16 protein-coding genes are annotated in these 18,581 nt (G+C 44.6%); 10 read left to right on the top strand and 6 right to left on the bottom strand.

The genetic code is table 11. From position 1 onward, the window contains the following. Positions 1 to 104: 104 nt before the first annotated feature. Positions 105 to 863, top strand: a complete 759-nt coding sequence (udp, locus tag R7P74_RS03250) for a uridine phosphorylase (protein ID WP_005378479.1) — start codon at positions 105 to 107, stop codon at positions 861 to 863. 157 nt (positions 864 to 1,020) lie between these two features. On the opposite strand, the gene R7P74_RS03245 is transcribed toward udp, so the two are convergent. Continuing rightward, positions 1,021 to 2,181, bottom strand: a complete 1,161-nt coding sequence (locus R7P74_RS03245) for a DUF1887 family protein (protein ID WP_005378476.1) — start codon at positions 2,179 to 2,181, stop codon at positions 1,021 to 1,023. Between the two features lie 163 nt (positions 2,182 to 2,344). Then, entirely contained in the window at positions 2,345 to 4,336 is a 1,992-nt protein-coding gene (locus tag R7P74_RS03240; protein WP_318122678.1) for a methyl-accepting chemotaxis protein, read from the bottom strand. A gap of 269 nt (positions 4,337 to 4,605) precedes the next feature. On the opposite strand from R7P74_RS03240, the gene hinT reads away from it, so the two are divergent. From hinT to R7P74_RS03205, 7 genes are all read left to right on the top strand, one after another. Further along, positions 4,606 to 4,956 (top strand): purine nucleoside phosphoramidase, encoded by a 351-nt coding sequence (hinT, locus tag R7P74_RS03235; RefSeq protein WP_005378473.1) that lies wholly within the window; start codon positions 4,606 to 4,608, stop codon positions 4,954 to 4,956. A 69-nt stretch (positions 4,957 to 5,025) separates the two neighbouring features. Continuing rightward, positions 5,026 to 6,423 carry a COG3014 family protein gene (locus R7P74_RS03230; protein ID WP_054576369.1) on the top strand — a complete coding sequence of 466 codons (1,398 nt, stop codon included), beginning with the start codon at positions 5,026 to 5,028 and terminating at the stop codon, positions 6,421 to 6,423. Next, on the top strand, positions 6,423 to 6,815 hold the full coding sequence (locus tag R7P74_RS03225) for a YcfL family protein (protein WP_005378469.1): 393 nt from the start codon (positions 6,423 to 6,425) through the stop codon (positions 6,813 to 6,815). Before R7P74_RS03230 ends, R7P74_RS03225 begins: the two co-directional genes overlap by 1 nt. Before the next feature lie 66 nt (positions 6,816 to 6,881). Beyond that, positions 6,882 to 7,472, top strand: a complete 591-nt coding sequence (lpoB, locus tag R7P74_RS03220) for a penicillin-binding protein activator LpoB (protein ID WP_005378467.1) — start codon at positions 6,882 to 6,884, stop codon at positions 7,470 to 7,472. A 24-nt stretch (positions 7,473 to 7,496) separates the two neighbouring features. After that, complete coding sequence (gene thiK, locus R7P74_RS03215) at positions 7,497 to 8,378, top strand: thiamine kinase (RefSeq protein ID WP_318122675.1); 882 nt, start codon at positions 7,497 to 7,499, stop codon at positions 8,376 to 8,378. A 75-nt stretch (positions 8,379 to 8,453) separates the two neighbouring features. After that, on the top strand, positions 8,454 to 8,996 hold the full coding sequence (gene ycfP / locus R7P74_RS03210) for an alpha/beta hydrolase YcfP (protein ID WP_170897184.1): 543 nt from the start codon (positions 8,454 to 8,456) through the stop codon (positions 8,994 to 8,996). Positions 8,997 to 9,529: 533 nt separating this feature from the next. Next, positions 9,530 to 10,819 carry an NAD(P)/FAD-dependent oxidoreductase gene (locus tag R7P74_RS03205; protein ID WP_005378463.1) on the top strand — a complete coding sequence of 430 codons (1,290 nt, stop codon included), beginning with the start codon at positions 9,530 to 9,532 and terminating at the stop codon, positions 10,817 to 10,819. A gap of 76 nt (positions 10,820 to 10,895) precedes the next feature. On the opposite strand, the gene R7P74_RS03200 is transcribed toward R7P74_RS03205, so the two are convergent. The 4 genes from R7P74_RS03200 to R7P74_RS03185 form a co-directional block, all read right to left on the bottom strand. After that, positions 10,896 to 11,444: a GNAT family N-acetyltransferase gene (locus R7P74_RS03200; protein ID WP_005387823.1), complete on the bottom strand. Its 549-nt coding sequence runs from the start codon at positions 11,442 to 11,444 to the stop codon at positions 10,896 to 10,898. Between the two features lie 160 nt (positions 11,445 to 11,604). After that, a complete protein-coding gene (locus R7P74_RS03195) occupies positions 11,605 to 12,378 on the bottom strand; it encodes a peptidoglycan binding protein CsiV (RefSeq protein WP_005387825.1) in 774 nt (257 codons plus the stop codon). 7 nt (positions 12,379 to 12,385) lie between these two features. After that, entirely contained in the window at positions 12,386 to 15,847 is a 3,462-nt protein-coding gene (gene mfd / locus R7P74_RS03190; RefSeq protein WP_132936528.1) for a transcription-repair coupling factor, read from the bottom strand. 5 nt (positions 15,848 to 15,852) lie between these two features. Continuing rightward, a complete protein-coding gene (locus R7P74_RS03185; protein ID WP_054576371.1) occupies positions 15,853 to 16,422 on the bottom strand; it encodes a hypothetical protein in 570 nt (189 codons plus the stop codon). Positions 16,423 to 16,671: 249 nt separating this feature from the next. Between R7P74_RS03185 and lolC the strand changes: the two genes are divergently transcribed. Together lolC and lolD are read left to right on the top strand one after the other, a co-directional pair. Beyond that, positions 16,672 to 17,880, top strand: a complete 1,209-nt coding sequence (lolC, locus tag R7P74_RS03180; protein WP_031778997.1) for a lipoprotein-releasing ABC transporter permease subunit LolC — start codon at positions 16,672 to 16,674, stop codon at positions 17,878 to 17,880. Continuing rightward, positions 17,873 to 18,580, top strand: coding sequence for a lipoprotein-releasing ABC transporter ATP-binding protein LolD (gene lolD, locus R7P74_RS03175; protein WP_206954020.1), 708 nt, complete (start codon positions 17,873 to 17,875; stop codon positions 18,578 to 18,580). Before lolC ends, lolD begins: the two co-directional genes overlap by 8 nt. Position 18,581: the final 1 nt, after the last annotated feature.

Genomic DNA, 18,581 nt, shown 5'->3' with positions numbered 1-18,581 from the left:
GTGATCACTCTATGTTGGTGAAAGGTTCGCTACAGTGCATCTGTACCCAATAACTGATTAATGAGCTTATTGTTCATAAAATAAGCCACAATAAGGAGCGACTTATGTCTCAAGCTGTATTCCATTTAGGTGTTACTGAAGCTGATCTTAATGGTGCGACTCTAGCGATCATTCCTGGTGACCCAGCGCGTGTTCAAAAAATCGCAGAACAAATGGAAAATCCAGTATTTCTAGCAAGCCATCGTGAATACACGCTATACCGTGCAGAGCTAGACGGTAAACCTGTTGTGGTTTGTTCTACAGGTATTGGTGGTCCTTCTACCTCTATCGCAGTTGAGGAATTGGCACAGCTTGGTGTTCGTACTTTCCTACGTGTTGGTACAACGGGTGCAATTCAACCGCATGTAAACGTGGGTGACATGATCGTAACGACGGGGTCAGTTCGTCTTGACGGTGCGAGCCTACACTTTGCTCCTATGGAATTCCCAGCAGTTGCTGACTTTGAAGTAGCAACCGCAATGAAAGCAGCGGTAGAAGAGTCTGGCGCTACAGTTCACATGGGTGTGACTGCATCAAGCGACACGTTCTACCCTGGTCAAGAACGTTACGATACGTTCTCTGGTCGTGTTGTTAAGCGTTTCCAAGGCTCTATGCAAGAATGGCAAGACATGGGCGTACTTAACTTCGAGATGGAGTCTGCAACACTGCTAACAATGTGTGCGAGCTCTGGTTTAAAAGCGGGTTGTGTGGCAGGTGTTATCATCAACCGTACACAAAAAGAGATTCCAGATCATTCAACTCTGAAAGAAACGGAAGCGCGTTCAATTAAAGTGGTTGTAGAAGCAGCGCGTAAAATGCTTTAAGCCCCTATAGTTGGCATTTAAACAAACAGAAAAAACCAGAGGCTAACCTCTGGTTTTTTTCTAGTTATAGAAATGCGTACAGCTAAAATTTAGGTATAAAAAAAGCAGCATTAATGCTGCTTTTTATCGTTGTGAATTTTAGCTTTTCTTAATGGCACTATATCTCGTCTGAACCGCCCGCGTCTTTAAACCAAGCCGTTAAGTGCGTTCTTAAATCTTTAAGCTCATCAGGGCCAATCAGGGCTAGCCCTAAGTCTTCAGCACGAGTAATGTCATTGTGACGAAGAGGACGGAAGCTCACCAACATTGCGCGCGCTTGTAAGCCACCTAATAGATCGCGAAGCGATTCTAACTTATATAAAGTATCGTCGCCGTCATCTCTCATGCCTTTGGTTTTGCACTCGATGATGTGCAGCTTATTGTTTACAACTGTTGCGACATCTAACTCATTGCGTACTTCACTTTCACCAAGTTTGCGATAAACCTGAACATTTAACGATCGATCTTGGATCGTTGGCATGGTGTCTTGGATTTGCTTCACGGTGCTGTGAACCAAAGTTTCTAACCACTCACCGTTTGAAAAGCGTCGAGCATCTTCATCTGCAAACGTTAAAACGCCATTCTCATAGGTGGCGATTTCTGCTTCTACTAAATCTGAAAGCAACATGTTGAGCTCACGGTAGCCCTGCTGTTTTTCGGAGAGCTCGACATCAAGCTTTTGTTCTTTGCGGCATGTGGTTGCAAGGTAGTTAAGTGTTGCTAGACCTGGCCCAAGTTCAAGCGCATTTGAGGCCCATCGTTCACCAAGTTCATACAATTTTTTATCAAGAAGAGGTGGTAAATCAACGTGGTGAAACTCGCCGCGTGCACCAAAGATAGTGAGGTAATCTGCAATCGTAATGTGATCTTCGACTTGGGTATCTTCTTTGCCATCAGGGTATAACCAACAAAGCTTATCGCTACTAGGCTCAACCACAAAAATTGGCCAGCGATAGGTACGGAAAACTTCGTACACCGACAACAAGCGATGACGAAGACCACAGCTCGCGTTCAATTTTACATCTTCGCCGCGTTCATGGAGGTCTTTTGCCAGTTTTTGAATTGCTTGTTTGATCAGAGATGTATTAACAGCGGATGGAATTTCAAAAAATTCAGAAGTAATTTCTCGTTGATCTAAAACGGCACTCAGTCGGTCAAATATATCTAACTGGCTCTTGTCTCCGATGAAGACGATATGTGTGCTTAGCGTACGATTATCTAATAGAGGAGTGACCAATCTCACTGGGTCTTGATCGATAATACCAACATGAACAGCCATAGATTTTCCTTTTTATGAGGCCGCTCGAAAAGAGTTGTGCAAGGGGATGAGCTGGCCTTATTAATCATATGTAGACATGGCCGACAAAAAACAAGGGCGACTTAACAAAAAGTCGCCCTTATACAGTTGATTGCACTAATTAATGCTCTTAATTATAAAGTATTTATAACTTAAATCGGTGGACCAATTCATTTTGCTGATGAGCCAAGTGGGTCAGTGATTCACTGGTTTGCGCGATACTCGACATGGCTTGGAAACTTTCATCGGCGATGCTGTTGATATCTTCGATGCTGCGAGCAATGTCTGTTGATGTTTCACTTTGCTCTGCTGCTGCTTGTGAAATGTGCGTACTCATTTGGCTGATTTCGATGATTAGCGCCTGGATCTCTTCCATTGAGCTGTTCGCTTTTGACGCTTGCTCAACCGACATCTCCATATCGCTCATACAGCTTTGTATGACTTGGTTTGCCGATTGTGAGCTAGATTGCAGATTACTGATCATAGATTCAATTTCAGTGGTTGATTGAGTCGTTCTTGATGCGAGTACTCGTACTTCATCTGCCACTACCGCGAAGCCGCGACCTTGTTCACCAGCGCGAGCCGCTTCAATTGCCGCGTTCAATGCCAGTAGGTTGGTTTGCTCCGCAATGTTGCGGATCACATCAAGGATAGATCCAATTTGACCACTCATCTTTTGTAGCTCAGAAACTGCGGAAACCGATTCGTTCAAACGTGTTTCTAGTTGATTAATGGTTGAGATGTTACTGCTCATAACATTTCTGCCTTCTTTAGAGGCAGATTCGACGCGTTGCACCATTTCTAGCGAGCCTTGCGCACTTTGCGCGACTTCTTGCACTGAATGAGACATTTCTGTCATCGCAGTAGCGACGTTTGCCGTTTGTTCGCGTTGAGAGCTCAATTTAATTTGTGCTTGCGAAGAGGTGCGTTCGTTGGTTGTCGCGGTTGACGATAGGTTTTCTGACGCTTCGTTGAGTTTCACCAAGATCTCGTGAAGGTTGTCGGCGAGTGAGTTAATGTGTCGACTCACACGGCTGAATTCGTTGTTATAGCGAATATCGATACGCTGTGTCATATCACCTTCAGTCAGGCCTTCTAACACTTTTAGAATACGAGTCAACGGTTCGCGAACGCTTTGTGCGATGTGGTAGCCAATCGCTGTCGCGAGTAAAACGACAATAACGCCAATGATGATGGCTTTCGTTACACCTGCCGAATATATGTCACCTGCATCTGCCAATGATTCATTGAGCTTATCTGTTGCGGTTGTCGTGAATTGCTCAAGAATCGCCATGGTTGAATCCACTTTATTTGCTAGGTTAGCGATATTGTTATACAAAGCGGCGCGAGCATTGAGGTAATTATTATGTTGGTCTAGCACACCGCCACGCATACCGACGTCACGAGTAAATTGCTCTACAGATTCGCCAAATGCTTTTTCTAGCTCAGGAAGCTGAGTCACCAACCCGCGGAATGCGTAATTCAAGTGTGTTACTGCTTTGCGGTTTTTAGCCACGGCTTGCGTAACAAACTCAGGGTTGGAACTGGCGAGGGCATCAGAGGTAATTACTTCGGCATCTTTTAACTTGATAAAGTAGCTCTTTGCCATGACTTTGACAGAAATGCTGGTTTGATCTGCCACATATTCTTTAAGACCAACCGACAGTTCGGTATTCAGTTTTTGGAAGCGGCGTGAGGATTTTTGCACTTCTTCTTGAGCCGCGAACATTGCTTCGTAGTTGTCCATGGCCTCTAGAGCTTCTGTAAAATAGCTCTGCTCTAACGTTTTTAACTGTGAAAACGGTTCGGCAAGAGAAGGGTAGGTTTGGCTTGCGGTTTTCAGTTGAGCCAATGTGGATTCGAAGCGCTGTTGAGATCTAGCAAATTCCTGACGCATTTCATCCATGCGTTGTTTATTCTCTGTCGTCAGGAAGTCTTTAAATGATTTGTCGGCAGAAAGCAGCTCAACACTGGTTTGATTAGATAACGATACCAACGGTAGGGATGATTTAGAAACCGTGCCAAATTTTCCGTGAATATCACTCATTCCTCCCATCATAATGGCAATTGTGACGGCAAATAGGATGATGATCAGTGCAAAGCCGGCATACATCCTTTTAATAACTGAACCTCGCATAAGTGAGCTTCCTCTCCCAAAAATAGACAAGCTACCCAAGCATTTTTGAGTTTACTTGGGTATAAAAATAATAATTGTCTTAAAAAAGTAACAAAATTCATTGGATTGTATTCAGTTTGTGACGCGCATTTTATGACGCACACGACAAAAAAAGCTTCGTTAATTAGCATTTGATTAATAATGTTAAGTGAACACTGTTTTTATTGAGCTCCGCTTTTGGTTGGCGCATACTAATTGGGGTCTAATTACGTTTATAAAATGGAGTCCTCATGGCGGAAGAAACGATCTTTAGTAAAATTATTCGCAAGGAAATCCCTGCCGATATCCTTTATCAAGATGATTTGGTGACTGCGTTTCGCGACATTAACCCTCGCACACCAAGCCATATTCTCATTATTCCGAATAAACTGATCCCAACAACGAATGATGTAGAAGCTGAAGATGAAGCAATGATGGGGCGTTTGTTCACTGTTGCTAGAAAGTTAGCGAAAGAAGAAGGTATTGCTGAAGACGGCTATCGCCTAATCGTTAATTGTAATCCACATGGTGGCCAAGAGGTTTACCATATTCACATGCACCTACTAGGCGGCCGCCCTCTAGGTCCAATGGTATTGAGCTAAGCTTTTAAAAGTGGGTGGTGATTCACCCACTTCTTTTTCCTGTCGAATGACACATTTGTGGAGATAAATGTGAAACTAGGTGTAAAGCTGTTAGGGCTGATGAGCTGGGCTTTAATGGCCTCTGGCTGCGCGAATTTATCTGCGGGCAATCTGTTTAGTCATTACAGCAACCAGAATCAAGAAGTTTATCAAGCCGTTGTTGCAGGGGAATATGCCAAAGCAAAACAACTTCAATCAAGTGAAGTGGGTGGCGAGATACTTGGCAATTTTGAAAAAGGTCGCATCTCTTTTCTTGCTGAAGATTACCCAACAAGTTTAAATGCGCTAGAAAGCAGCGATCGTGCTGTACGTGTTCAACAAGATCGTGCGACGATATCTGTGTCAGACACGGCAACGAGCGTCGGCTCTCTCGCAGTGAACGACAATCTCCAAGACTATCATCCCGCCGATTACGAACTTGGCTTTTTGCACCTGTATCTAGGACTAAATTACTTACAGAAAAACGATTTAGAAGGGGCACTAGTTGAAGTGCGTCGAGCTAATCAAGTTCAGGAAGCAGCAAGAAAGGCGCGTGAAAAAGAGCTAAAAGCAGCAGAGAAAGACCTTAACAAGCAAGGCATGTCTGCCAATTTAGGCAGTGTGTTAGCGAACTACCCTGATGCTGGTAAAAAACTAAGCGCGGTACAAAATGGTTATCTGTTCTATCTTTCTGGCTTGTTATATGAAGCGTCGCGAGACTTAAACAGTGCTTATGTTGATTACCGACGAGCACTCGCTGTAATGCCAGACAACAAGCAAGTTGTGGAAAGCACCTTATACGCTGCTAAGAAGTTAGGCATGCGTGAAGACTTGCGCATGCTAGAGAAGCGGTATGGCAAAGCACCTTCTGGATTAACTCAGTCACAAGGGCGAGTCATCGTTATTGATGAGCAGGGTGTTGTTGAGGCGATGAAAGGGTGGCGTATTGATTTACCGATTTACGACAGTCGCGATAATGGCGCGATTTATTCGTTGGCGCTTCCTTATTATCAGAACCGAGGTGCTCAACGTTTTAGCGATGTTGTTTTAAATGGTCAGGTATTATCTTCCAGTACGCTGGTTGATGTTAATGCGATGGCGCAAAACGATCTTAATGAACGTCTTACAACAATAGTGATCCGTCAAGCTCTTCGTGTTTGGGCAAAAGATCGAATCCGAAAAGAGGCGGCGAAAAAAGGCGATGATGTGGGCAACATACTTTTCAATGTATGGAACACATTGACCGAACAGCCAGATACGAGAAGTTGGCAAACATTGCCAGCGCAAGTGAAAACGGCTTCAAAAATCGTGAAACCGGGAACACAAAGTTTAAACTTGGGTGATCAAACCTACCAGTTTGAAGTGCCTGCACAGCAGACTACATTGGTATGGGTATCTCGTCAGGGAGCACACTCAACCGTGTGGCATAAACAGCTAGGGAGACTGTAATGAAAGCATGGCTTGTTTGTTTAGCAATGGCTATTGGTTTAGTTGGATGCGCCGAAAACACGGCTGGTATTCGAATTGATGGCCAAACGCAAAAAGTATTCTTTAATGATAACGTTTTAGGTAGTCGCTTATTAGTTGACAACATCACCACCACTTACGTTGATGATCGCCCACGAGGAGTCGTGCAGTTGAGTAGCAATTACAAAGGTGATCAGCACATTCTTTACCGATTTTATTGGTATGACAACAATGGTTTAGAAGTGAATACCAAACCTGGTCCGTGGCGAAAAATGATTGTGCGAGGATTTGAGCAAGTCACGTTATCTGAAGTTACTGTGAATCCAAATGGCACAAAATTCCGTGTGCAAATTAGAGAAGCACAAGACGATTAATCTTAACGGCTCTGCCGAAGCTGCCGCGCTAACGATGCGCTGGTATTGAAAAACTAAGGAACTCTCATGAAAAAAAGTATTATTGCTCTTTTAGGTCTTGCCGTCATTTTAGGTGGCTGTTCTAACAAAGTCTCTTACGGCGATGCGCAAGCAACAGAAACCACGACTATCGATTTTGGCTCAACAGATTTACAAAAAATCGCGGCTGAAATGGTGGATAGCATGATGATGTCGGGCTCTGTAGCAGCAATTACTCGTGACCAACGTCCTATCGTTTTTGTTGAGCGAATTAAGAACAAAACCAGTGAACATATTGACACTGAATCCATTACTGACACGATCTCTACTAAGATGTTGAACTCAGGTAAGTTCCGCTTTGTTGATATGGATCGTGTTGAGTCTGTGCGTGAACAACTTAACTTCCAAAACACGGATGAGCTTGTTAACCAAAGCACAGCGATCCAATTTGGTAAAATGGTTGGTGCTCAATACATGCTTTACGGCAACCTATCTAGCATTGTGAAAAATGCAGGTAGCGATAAAGATGTATACTACAAGATGACCATGCGCCTAATGGACCTAGAAACAGGTTTGATTGAGTGGGCGGATGAAACTGAAATTCGTAAAGCGCAATCTAAGAGCCTATTCGGTCTTTAATCGAACAGGGTGGAGAAGTCATCAATGGCATGGTTTTCTTGGCAACAAGCAAAACAGTTAGATCCGAATCTTAACGCTCTCGATGGCTTCTTTACGGAGCCTCCGGTAAAAGTACAAACTGTTACCGGGGGGCTCACCAACCGTTGTTGGCGGTTGGAATCTTCTCAAGGCCTTGCATACATCTGGCGACCGACCAGTCATGTCTGCAAGGCTTTTTCAATTTCTCGTCACAGTGAATATCAAGTGCTGAATGCAGTCTCTTCATTGGAAATTGGCCCCAAGCCAGTTTTTATTCATGAGCAAGGGTTGCTGGTGGAATGGATAGAAGGAGAGGCTCTGACGGAGTCAGGCTTAGCACTAAGCAATTTATTATCCATTGCGGCGAAGATTCATCAATATCCGATAAGCGCAATTCCTTTGGTTCCATTTTCATATATTTCTCGCATCGATCATTATTGGCTTGAGCTTGGTGGTCAGTATGTGGGGACGGAGTTTGAGGCTTTGTACATGAAGTGGCGCACGGAACCGAACGTTGCACCTGTTCCGCTGGCCCTATGTCACTTCGATCTGGGGTGTTACAACCTAGTGCGAGGAGAGAGTGGGGTGAAAGTCATTGATTGGGAGTATGCCGGGATTGCTGACCCTAGGCTTGATTTGACCTTAACTATTCAGGTCGCGAATTCGCCTGTGGAAGAAGCGGTAAAGCAGTATTGCCAAATTCGAGGTGTCGAAGATGTGTCTCTTTGGCTGAGAGGTGTAAAAGCTTGGCAACCAAGAACCTTGGTGATGGCGATGCTCTGGTATCTACTTGCCTATAAATTGTGGGGAGATGAACAATACTTAAACAGTGCGTATGAGTTGAAAGGCTCATTGTGTATGGAAGATCACTGTTTTGAGAACTCGTGATATTTTCCCCTTTAACAGTAAGGAAATAGTGGTAGTTTTAATAAAAGTACCAGATACACACAGGGAGAGGTACACATGATTATTTACTTACACGGCTTTGACAGTACAAGCCCGGGTAACCACGAAAAAGTTCTTCAACTGCAATTTATCGACGACGACGTTCGTTTTATCAATTACAGCACCCTTCACCCAAAGCACGACATGCAACACTTGTTAAAAGAAGTGTCTAAAGTTATCGATCAATCTGATGACCCAAACCCGTTAATCTGCGGGGTTGGTTTAGGTGGTTACTGGTCTGAGCGAATTGGTTTTCTATGCGGTATCAAGCAAGTGATGTTCAACCCGAACTTGCACCCAGAAAAAACGATGGCTGGTCGAATCGATCGTCCAGAAGAGTACGAAGATATCGCAACAAAATGTGTTGATCAGTTCCGAGCGAAAAATCAAGCTCACTGCTTAGTGATTCTCTCTAAAGATGATGAAGTGCATGACAATTCGAAAACGGCAGCTGAGTTAGGAAAACACTATCAAATCATTTGGGATGAAACTCAGTCTCATAAGTTCAAAAAAATCTCTCATCATTTACAAGCGATAAAGGCATTTAAAAATACTTATTAATGTTGAGTGTAGACAGTAAAGCGGCGTTTTTATCGGCTGCTTTGCTGCGATTCCTTCTCTTGAGTATGCCGAGCCACTGTCTCTTTGAAAGGCACATTTTCTTGGTTTAACGCTTTGAATATTGTGTTCTCCTTACCGTTTTCTTACTTCCCTCCTATGTAGCACGAACACCTTGTTGTAGAGTAGTCGAAAAGTAGTCAATCCGTACTCGTTACACGGATTTTGGTTGCCTTCAAAGTTGGTCTCTATATAATGAACCGGACTAAAATAATTTGATAAATATCAAAAAAAATTGAGAGCGAGTAATAAACTTGCCCAAAAACTTCTGGCGCCGTATGCGTACCAGATAAACATGCCAAACCTTGACAAGTCATTGATAGATAAAGAATCAAAGTGGGTGGTAGTTTTTTAATCCAAGTAATTGAGACACCTCTAAGAACCAAGAATTCATCGGTTGGATGGATGCCACAAATGTTTGTGAGTCATGCATCGAGCTGAACCCCATATATTCATTTTTGTAGAGGAAAATCATTGTGACACGCATTATCGTTGTAGGCGGCGGTGCAGGTGGTCTTGAGTTGGCAACTAAGCTTGGTCGAACTCTAGGTCGCAAAAACCGTGCGCAAATTACGCTAGTCGATCGAAAAGCGAGCCACTTGTGGAAGCCATTATTGCATGAGGTTGCTACAGGTTCTTTGGACGAAGGAGTAGATGCACTGAGCTATCGTGCTCATGCAAAAAACCACAGCTTCGACTTCCAAATGGGTAGTCTTCAAGACATCGACCGTGAACGTAAAGTTATCATCTTAAGTGAGCTTAAAGACGAACACGGTGAACTTCTTATGCCAAGCCGTGAGCTAGAATACGACATTCTAGTGATGGCGATTGGCTCGACATCAAACGACTTCAACACGCCTGGCGTTCGTGAAAACTGTATTTTCCTAGACAGCCCTGAGCAAGCACACCGTTTCCGTACAGAAATGAACAACGAGTTCCTAAAGCTGCACGCGAAAAACGGTAACGGTACGGTCGATATTGCGATTGTTGGTGCTGGTGCAACTGGCGTTGAACTATCAGCTGAGTTACATAATGCTGTTAAAGAGCTGCGCACTTATGGCTTCGGTGATCTTGATTCTAGCAAGTTGAACGTCAATCTGATTGAAGCAGGTGAGCGTATTTTACCAGCGTTACCTCCACGAATCTCTTCTGCTGCTCATCAAGAGTTGGTGAAGTTGGGCGTAAACGTGCGCACCGCCACTATGGTGACTAAAGCTGAAAAAGATGGCCTTACTACAAAAGATGGTGAGAAGATCCCAGCTCAAATCATGGTTTGGGCTGCGGGTATCAAAGCTCCAGACTTTATTAAAGATATCGCTGGCTTAGAAACGAACCGTATCAATCAGCTTGTAGTGAAAAACACACTACAGACAACACGAGATGATGACATCTTTGTTATTGGTGACTTAGCACAATGCACCCAGTCTGACGGTTCGTTCGTGCCGCCACGCGCTCAAGCTGCACACCAAATGGCAAGCCAGGCATTTAGTAACATCGTCGCGAAGATCAATGGGCGCGAGTTGAAAGACTACGTATATAAAGATCACGGTTCATTAGTGTCTCTAAGTCGCTTCTCAACCGTTGGTAGTCTGATGGGGAACCTAACTAAAGGGTCGATGATGGTAGAAGGCCGTATTGCTCGTGTCGTTTACATCTCATTGTATCGCATGCACCTAATGGCGTTGCACGGTGTATTCAAAACCGGTCTGATGATGCTCGTCGGCCGCATTAATCGCGTGCTGCGTCCAAACCTTAAGCTGCACTAAGGTTTTAAATCCACTCTGTGTGGATGTGTTGTATCTTAAAAAATGCAGAAGCCACCGCAAGTCGGTGGCTTTTTGTTTATGTTAGATCTGTCGGTAAAAGTGAGAACACAACGCCATCTTTAGGCTTACCCTGAAAAATAAACCGGTTTCTGGCGATGGCTTCTTTTTGTGCACCGACGGACTCAATTAAGGCTTGGCTAGCTTCGTTGTCGGGGTCACAAACAATCTCTAGTCGAGTTAAACTTAGCTTTGCGAAGCAGAATTCTGCTAAGGCTTTAACGGCTTCTTGGGCATAACCTTGCCGTTGATAGCGGTCGGCAACCCAGTAACCAATACTCGCCATATTAAACGTATGATATAACTCATTAACCGCTGCCATTCCAACCAAAGTGTTACTTTGCCGCTCATAGATACCGAAACCAAAAGCCTCAGTTTTGACCCAGTTAAGACGGGTTGCCAACAGAAAGTCCTGCGCGGTTTTCAATGTGACGTTTTTATCACACCAGTCAAGCCATTGGTGCAGCGAAGGGGATTCTGCAAGTAATCGTTGTAGTGAATGTGCTTCTTCAGCAGGGATGAGCTTGAGCGCTAAGCGGGGCGCAATGATTTCAAAGTCTGGACTCATGAACTAATACGACTTCCATGTTGAGTGTAAGTAAATTGAAAGCTGTCTATTTATACTTGAACGCAGCTATTTTCCTTGCTCTGCGTTGGTTAGGAATAACTGAGGTATAGCAGATAAAAACAAAGCGCAGCTTTGCTGCGCTTTGTCGAACCGCTCGTGCTTATCGAACCCGACGAACTTGAATGATCATACCCATCAACGGGTTATCTAGGTAATGAGTCTCGCTGCTACGCATACGACGTTTTTGATCCATTCGATAACTCTTCAGGAATTTCTCTTCGGTTACTGTCGGCGATATTTCTGCCAAGTTACCAACTTGGACGTTACCATCTACTTCACCTAAGTCATCCGCCAATTGCTCAGTTGAGGTTGGTTCAAAACGCACCTCTCTAACACTTGGTTCGCGCAGATCTAGTGTTGTTTCAGCGAAGAGGTAATGCTGTACGTATATTTGGAATCGACCATCTAGTTCATATAAAGGACCATTGACCGTCTCTTCACTGTAACCGTCGCTGGAAAATGTTTGATTACTATTGCCATTGATTGGGCGGCCATCTGCTTGATAAGAATCAGAGAAATCTCGCCCGCCAACGATGCGGAAAATTGGGGCGCTAGATTTACCTCGGTCACCTTGACGCCAGGCTACGTGTTTAAGCACTTTAAAGCCGGCATGATTATTTAGTGCCGCTTCTTGCGCGTTGAGACGGAAAGAAGAACTTGGCAAAAGCGTCACGCCTTTAGAGCGGCGGTAGGATTCACTCTCTAGGCTACCGACATTTTCCATATCGATTTTTGGCAGTTGATTCGGCCAAGATTCTGTTGTGCTTTCAGCGTCGACTGCTCGCTTGAAAATGATCACTTCAATATCAAATTGGCGCTGTGCCCAAGAGGGCATTGAGACACATAGAAGCAATAACGGGATCAGTATTCTCATTCGACTATTAGCTCGTTGGTAATAAATTCTGTTTAAAATCATTCAGTAAGTCTTGAACAAACTGAATGCGTTTACGTCGGTCCACCAATGGTACGCTAAACTTGAACTTAGTTGGACCTTCCATTGCAAATTTTTGCGGCTGTGATTGCAGCAGTTTAACTAAATACGCTGGATTTATGTCAGCATCAGGGTAAAACTCGATAAATCCACCTTTATCATGGGCTTCTATCTTTTTCGCTTTTAAACTACCAGCCGAAATTTTCAATTCTGAGACGGCAAGTAAGTTCTTTGTTGCGTCTGGAAGCAGACCAAAGCGATCAATCAGTTCCACTTTTAGCTCTGATAGTTCATCACTGCTTGTGACACTCGCAATGCGTTTGTACATCGACAGTCGTGTGTTTACATCCGGAATGTAATCATCTGGTAAGAGCGCTGGGATTCGCATTTCCACTTCAGTTTGCTCACGAAGCAGCTCATCCAAAGATGGCTCCTTGCCTTCTTTTAATGCTTGCACTGCTTGTTCCAGCATTTCCATATAAAGTGTAAAACCAACGGATTGAATTTGCCCACTTTGCTCATCACCAAGCAGCTCACCAGCACCACGGATTTCTAAATCGTGGGTTGCTAACGTAAAGCCAGCACCTAAGTCTTCCAGTGAAGCAATCGCATCAAGACGCTTGATGGCATCTTTGGTCATGGCTTTTGGATGTGGCGTTAATAAGTAAGCATAGGCTTGATGGTGCGAACGTCCAACACGGCCACGTAGTTGATGCAACTGCGCCAAGCCAAGATTGTCCGCACGATCCATGATTATGGTATTCGCCGTTGGTACGTCGATACCGGTTTCGATGATGGTTGTACACACCAACACATTAAAGCGCTGATGGTAGAAGTCATTCATGATTCGCTCAAGTTCGCGCTCGCGCATTTGACCATGAGCCACGGTAATACGTGCCTCTGGGATGAGTTTCTGTAAGTCTTCTGCCGTTTTTTCAATGGTTTCAACCTGATTGTGCAGGAAGTAAACCTGACCACCACGCATAATTTCACGCAGTACCGCTTCACGGACCACTGGCTCTTCTTTTTGTCGAACAAAGGTTTTAATGGCTAAACGGCGTGCAGGAGGTGTCGCGATGATCGACAGGTCTCGCATGCCACTCATTGCCATATTCAGTGTGCGTGGAATTGGTGTTGCGGTGAGGGTAAGAATGTCCACATCCGCACGCATTGCTTTGACTTTTTCTTTTTGACGAACCCCAAAGCGGTGTTCCTCATCAACGATCAACAAACCTAAATCTTTGAATTTAATGTCGCTCGAAAGCAGCTTATGCGTACCAACGACAATGTCTACTTTACCATCGGCAACGTCTTGCAGAATGACTTTTTGTTCTTTGGCAGATTTAAAACGAGACAGTACTTCAACTCGGATTGGTAAGTTGGCAAAACGGTCACGGAAGTTTTCGAAATGCTGCTGAGCAAGCAAGGTTGTTGGTACGAGTACGGCGACCTGTTTACTGTTATCCGTTGCGACAAATGCTGCGCGCATAGCGACTTCCGTTTTACCAAAGCCCACGTCACCACACACTAAGCGATCCATCGCTTTTGCCTGGCACATGTCTGACAATACGGCATTGATGGCCATCGCTTGGTCATCTGTTTCTTCAAACGGGAATGTTGCTTTAAATGTTGCGTATTGCCCACGATCTAGCTCAAATTTGAAGCCAGGTTTTAATTCTCGTTTAGCATACACATCCAGCAATTCTGCTGCGACATCACGCACTTTTTCTGCCGCTTTACGACGTGCTTTTGCCCACGCTTCACCACCTAATTTATGCAGTGGCGCACTCTCTTCAGCGCCGCCAGAATAACGGCTGATAAGATTCAGTGATGAAACTGGCACGTAGAGCTTGGCATCGTTTTGATACTCAAGGGTGACGTATTCCGTTTTCATGCCACCGGCTTCAAGTGTTTGTAAACCGATGTAGCGACCAATACCGTGATCAATATGAACCACAGGTTGACCGGGTTTTAACTCCGCAAGGTGGCGAATAACGGTGTCACTGTTGACGGCTTTTTTATCTTTGCGGCGTCGCTGGATAACACGGTCACCGAGTAGATCACTTTCACAGATCAGAGCGAAGTTCAGCTCTTCGTGAATGAAACCATGCTCTGCTGCGCCTAAGATCAAGCTGAATCGATCACCTGAGTCTAGAGCTTGGTAAAGTGAGCCATGTACGACTGGCCGAACTTTGATGCCTTGCAACAGCTCCGTTAGTGCTTCACGACGACCTTCTGACTCTACCGAGAAAACGATTTTTCCGCTGAATTGCTCACTAAACTGACGAAGGCGCGAGAGCGGCTCTTTATTTTGTTGCTGAACGCCAAGCTCGGCTAACGATTGTACGGGTAGGTTTTGACGACCGGCACGCTTAACCACTTTATCTAGGCTCAATTGAGCGATAGGGAGCTGTTTTAGTTGACTGAAAAGTTCGTCTTTTTTCAACCAAAGCTGTTCAGGAGTCAAAAGAGGACGCAGCGGATCAACTTTTTTCTGGTCGTATCGATATTCGACATCGGTTAAGAAAGTATCGACCGCAGATTCGATATCACCATATGTGATGACTTGAGAGTCTTCTGGCAAATATTCAAATAAAGTCTCGGTATGGTCAAAAAACAGCGGCTGCCAATACTCAATACCAGCGGGCCACGTGCCTTTGGTCACTTGCATGTAGATTGATTCAGGCTCGCGGCGTGCGTCGAACTGGGTACGCCAACGTGTACGGAAATCTTCAATCGCTTCTTTAGTGGTTGGGAATTCATGTGCAGGCAGCAATTGGATTTGCTGAATATCGTCGATAGAGCGTTGGTTCTCTGGATCAAACGTGCGAATGGTATCTATTTCATCATCAAAGAAGTCGATGCGGTACGGGTCATTGCTGCCCATAGGAAAGAGATCCAGAATAGACCCACGACTTGCATATTCACCTGGCCCAAATACTTGATCTACATGGCGGTAGCCTGAATTTTCAAGTTGTACACGTAACTTCTCTAGCGAGATTCGATCACCAGTTTTCACCATTAAAGTGTGTTGCAACAGAAAATCACGTGGCGATTGGCGTTGCAATACTGTACTGACCGGGACGATGGTTATGCCATCACGCTGACTTGGCAGTTGGTATAGGCGTGCGATACGTTCAGAGATGATTTCTTGATGCGGAGAAAAGTTATCGTAAGGCAGCGTTTCCCAGTCGGGGAACAGGCTTACCGTTTGGTCGGTGAATTGCTCAATCTCTGCCTGAAGTTTTAAAGCAATTTGCGGGTCAGGCACAACGAGTAGAGAGTGACTCGAATGCTGCTTGGCTAGCTCTGCAATGGCTAGAGGTAGAGCTGCGCCCGGCAAATTACCTAGCTGTTTTTTGTCGCCACGCTCTGAAGGGTTGGTGACGGAAAGAATCGTTGCTTTTGTCATAGGAATTATTTTTTATCTCGCTCCATCGAGCGCTGACGTAAAAGTTTTTGTTGTTGATACAGTGCCGCCTTTATCAGTAAATCTTGATCAGATTCTCGGAGCATCTTGTATCTAAGCGTGATAATGAAATCTTGCTCTGAAGCATCACATTCTTCTACTTGAGCGTAACAGTAAATCGCCGCAGCAGGGTGATCGAGGAACAGTTTAACACGAACGAGTTGTTGAGTAGTTAACGCTGTATCTGAGCGGAAACTGAGTTGACTAGCACCAAACTGCGTCGTTTGATAGCGAATGGAGGCGTCATCTTGTTGTGAAAGCATAAAGCTCAACAAGAGGTTAAGTTTCGCGTTTTGCGTATCAAGCAAGTTGATCACATGCTTTAACTCTTTGTTTTTCAGCTCTAGACGCGCGTTGTCTGCCAACATATCTAAGTGACTAAATTCACTGGCGACAATAAATGGTGCTGGAATTTCGGAGACAAACGTTTCTTCATCTGGCAAAGCAAAGTCCGCACTCAACGTTTCGACGTTGATGGTGAGGTTATGATGGACGGTAAAGTATTCTTGCTCTGTCATATAGTCGATCCTTTTGCCAGCGAGCGCTCCTTGCTCACTCAACAAACAAAGAGAAATAGGGCACTGATTATCGCTAACTGAATGAAGTTATCAAGTTTAGCCGATTTGTCCTTGAACTTTTTGCCCTAAATACAGACTTATTGCATGTCGTTGACAAATTTAGCGATTCTCTTGTCTTCTTAATGAGAAGAGTAAGGTAAGATAATCCGCTAAAGCTTTATATCAAAACAACCAGTTGGTTTGTCTTATATGTATCATCCTATCTCATTGTTTATTGGCTTAAGGTATCTTCGGGGACGCTCTGGAGATAGGTTCAGCCGATTTGTTTCTTATATGTCGACGGCGGGTATTACGATCGGTGTAATGGCGTTGGTGACGGTTCTTTCTGTGATGAACGGGTTTGAATCGCAGTTAAAAGAACGCATTTTAGGTGTGCTACCTCATGCCGTTGTTTCGCAACACGATGGAAAAACGCCTATGACCGAGTCTGCCCCTCCATTTGTTCAAGCGATGTCGAGTGAATCTCAGCCGGAGCCTATCGTTAGAGGAGAGGCTGTTATTCAGAGTTCTGCACAGCTGACGGCTGGTTACCTCATCGGTATTGAACCTAAGAAAGGCGATCCGATTAGCAACCATTTGATTGCCGGACGATTATCGTCACTTCAAGCAGGTGACTACAATGTATTTTTGGGTCACAGTTTGGCGCGTTCACTAAAGGTCTCAATCGGGGATAAAGTGCGCTTGATGGTGACCAACGCAACGCAGTTTACCCCACTTGGCCGTATTCCTAGCCAGCGAAACTTTACTGTCTCAGGCATTTTCAATACGGGATCGGACGTTGATGGTCAATTAATGATTGTGAACATGACGGATGCATCTAAGCTGATGCGTTTCCCTAAAGACACGGTTTCTGGTTGGCGTGTCTTTTTCTCTGACCCATTTATGGTGACGGATTTTGCTGACCAACCCATGCCTGATGGATGGGAATGGAGTGATTGGCGCGAACAGCGTGGTGAGCTTTTCCAAGCGGTGAAAATGGAAAAGAACATGATGGGACTTATGCTAGGTCTAATTGTGGGTGTCGCTGCATTCAATATTATCTCCGCTTTAATCATGGTGGTAATGGAGAAGCAATCAGAAGTCGCAATATTGAAAACTCAAGGCATGACTCAATCTCAAGTGATGACCATTTTCATGGTGCAAGGTGCAAGCAGTGGTGTAATTGGCGCGATTGTTGGTGGCGCTGCGGGCGTGATCTTGTCACTTAATCTAAATGCGATTCTTGAATCTGCTGGTGTGGCGCTATTCAGCTTTGGTGGTCATCTACCCATCTTGATTGATTCACTGCAAATTCTTTTAGTGGTGGTGTTGGCGATTGCTCTTAGCCTTGCTGCTACGCTTTATCCTTCTTATCGAGCATCTTCTGTTAAACCTGCTGAGGCACTTCGCTATGAATAAGCTATTAGAATGTCGTGATATTCGTAAAGTCTACCGAGAGGGTTCGTTAGATACGGAAGTGTTGAAAGGCGTAAGTTTCGATATCGACAAAGGGGAGTTGGTTTCTATTGTTGGCTCTTCTGGTTCGGGAAAAAGTACCTTATTGCATATTTTAGGTGCGTTAGATGACGCAACTCATGGTGAAGTTGATTTTCTAGGGCAAAACCTATCAGCTTTGAGCTCGAACAAACAGGCGGCATTACGCAACAAGCACCTTGGTTTTGTATACCAGTTTCATCACTTGTTGGCTGACTTTACTGCGCTTGAAAATGTGGCGATGCCACTGATGATTGGCGGTGCTAAAGTAGCGGATGCAAAACAGGCGGCTAAAGCGCTGTTAGATAAAGTTGGTTTGAGTCATCGGATGCAACATAGACCCTCCGAGTTATCGGGCGGTGAGCGTCAGCGTGTTGCGATTGCGCGTGCATTGGTGAATAAACCTGATCTGGTCTTGGCTGATGAACCTACGGGGAACTTAGATCACAATACGGCACTGTCTATCTATGATTTGATGCGCGAGCTCAATAAAGAGTCAAACATTGCATTTTTGGTTGTCACGCATGACAAAGAGCTGGCAGCAAAAATGGATCGTCAAATGCACATGCAAGATGGTTTGCTCGTAGATCGTTTTGTGAATGATACAGCATCTGCGGAGGGCTAGT

Source organism: Vibrio sp. 2033, assembly GCF_033339735.1.
The sequence above is the reverse complement of the archived record's forward strand: the minus strand, read 5'-3'. Positions and strand labels throughout refer to the sequence as shown.

What these genes read in the sequence shown, in the direction of transcription:
- udp (WP_005378479.1), top strand. Translation starts at nt 105, where the DNA reads ATGTCTCAAGCTGTATTCCATTTAGGTGTTACTGAAGCTGATCTTAAT.
- R7P74_RS03245 (WP_005378476.1), bottom strand. Translation starts at nt 2,181, where the DNA reads ATGGCTGTTCATGTTGGTATTATCGATCAAGACCCAGTGAGATTGGTC.
- R7P74_RS03240 (WP_318122678.1), bottom strand. Translation starts at nt 4,336, where the DNA reads ATGCGAGGTTCAGTTATTAAAAGGATGTATGCCGGCTTTGCACTGATC.
- hinT (WP_005378473.1), top strand. Translation starts at nt 4,606, where the DNA reads ATGGCGGAAGAAACGATCTTTAGTAAAATTATTCGCAAGGAAATCCCT.
- R7P74_RS03225 (WP_005378469.1), top strand. Translation starts at nt 6,423, where the DNA reads ATGAAAGCATGGCTTGTTTGTTTAGCAATGGCTATTGGTTTAGTTGGA.
- lpoB (WP_005378467.1), top strand. Translation starts at nt 6,882, where the DNA reads ATGAAAAAAAGTATTATTGCTCTTTTAGGTCTTGCCGTCATTTTAGGT.
- thiK (WP_318122675.1), top strand. Translation starts at nt 7,497, where the DNA reads ATGGCATGGTTTTCTTGGCAACAAGCAAAACAGTTAGATCCGAATCTT.
- ycfP (WP_170897184.1), top strand. Translation starts at nt 8,454, where the DNA reads ATGATTATTTACTTACACGGCTTTGACAGTACAAGCCCGGGTAACCAC.
- R7P74_RS03200 (WP_005387823.1), bottom strand. Translation starts at nt 11,444, where the DNA reads ATGAGTCCAGACTTTGAAATCATTGCGCCCCGCTTAGCGCTCAAGCTC.
- R7P74_RS03195 (WP_005387825.1), bottom strand. Translation starts at nt 12,378, where the DNA reads ATGAGAATACTGATCCCGTTATTGCTTCTATGTGTCTCAATGCCCTCT.
- mfd (WP_132936528.1), bottom strand. Translation starts at nt 15,847, where the DNA reads ATGACAAAAGCAACGATTCTTTCCGTCACCAACCCTTCAGAGCGTGGC.
- R7P74_RS03185 (WP_054576371.1), bottom strand. Translation starts at nt 16,422, where the DNA reads ATGACAGAGCAAGAATACTTTACCGTCCATCATAACCTCACCATCAAC.
- lolC (WP_031778997.1), top strand. Translation starts at nt 16,672, where the DNA reads ATGTATCATCCTATCTCATTGTTTATTGGCTTAAGGTATCTTCGGGGA.
- lolD (WP_206954020.1), top strand. Translation starts at nt 17,873, where the DNA reads ATGAATAAGCTATTAGAATGTCGTGATATTCGTAAAGTCTACCGAGAG.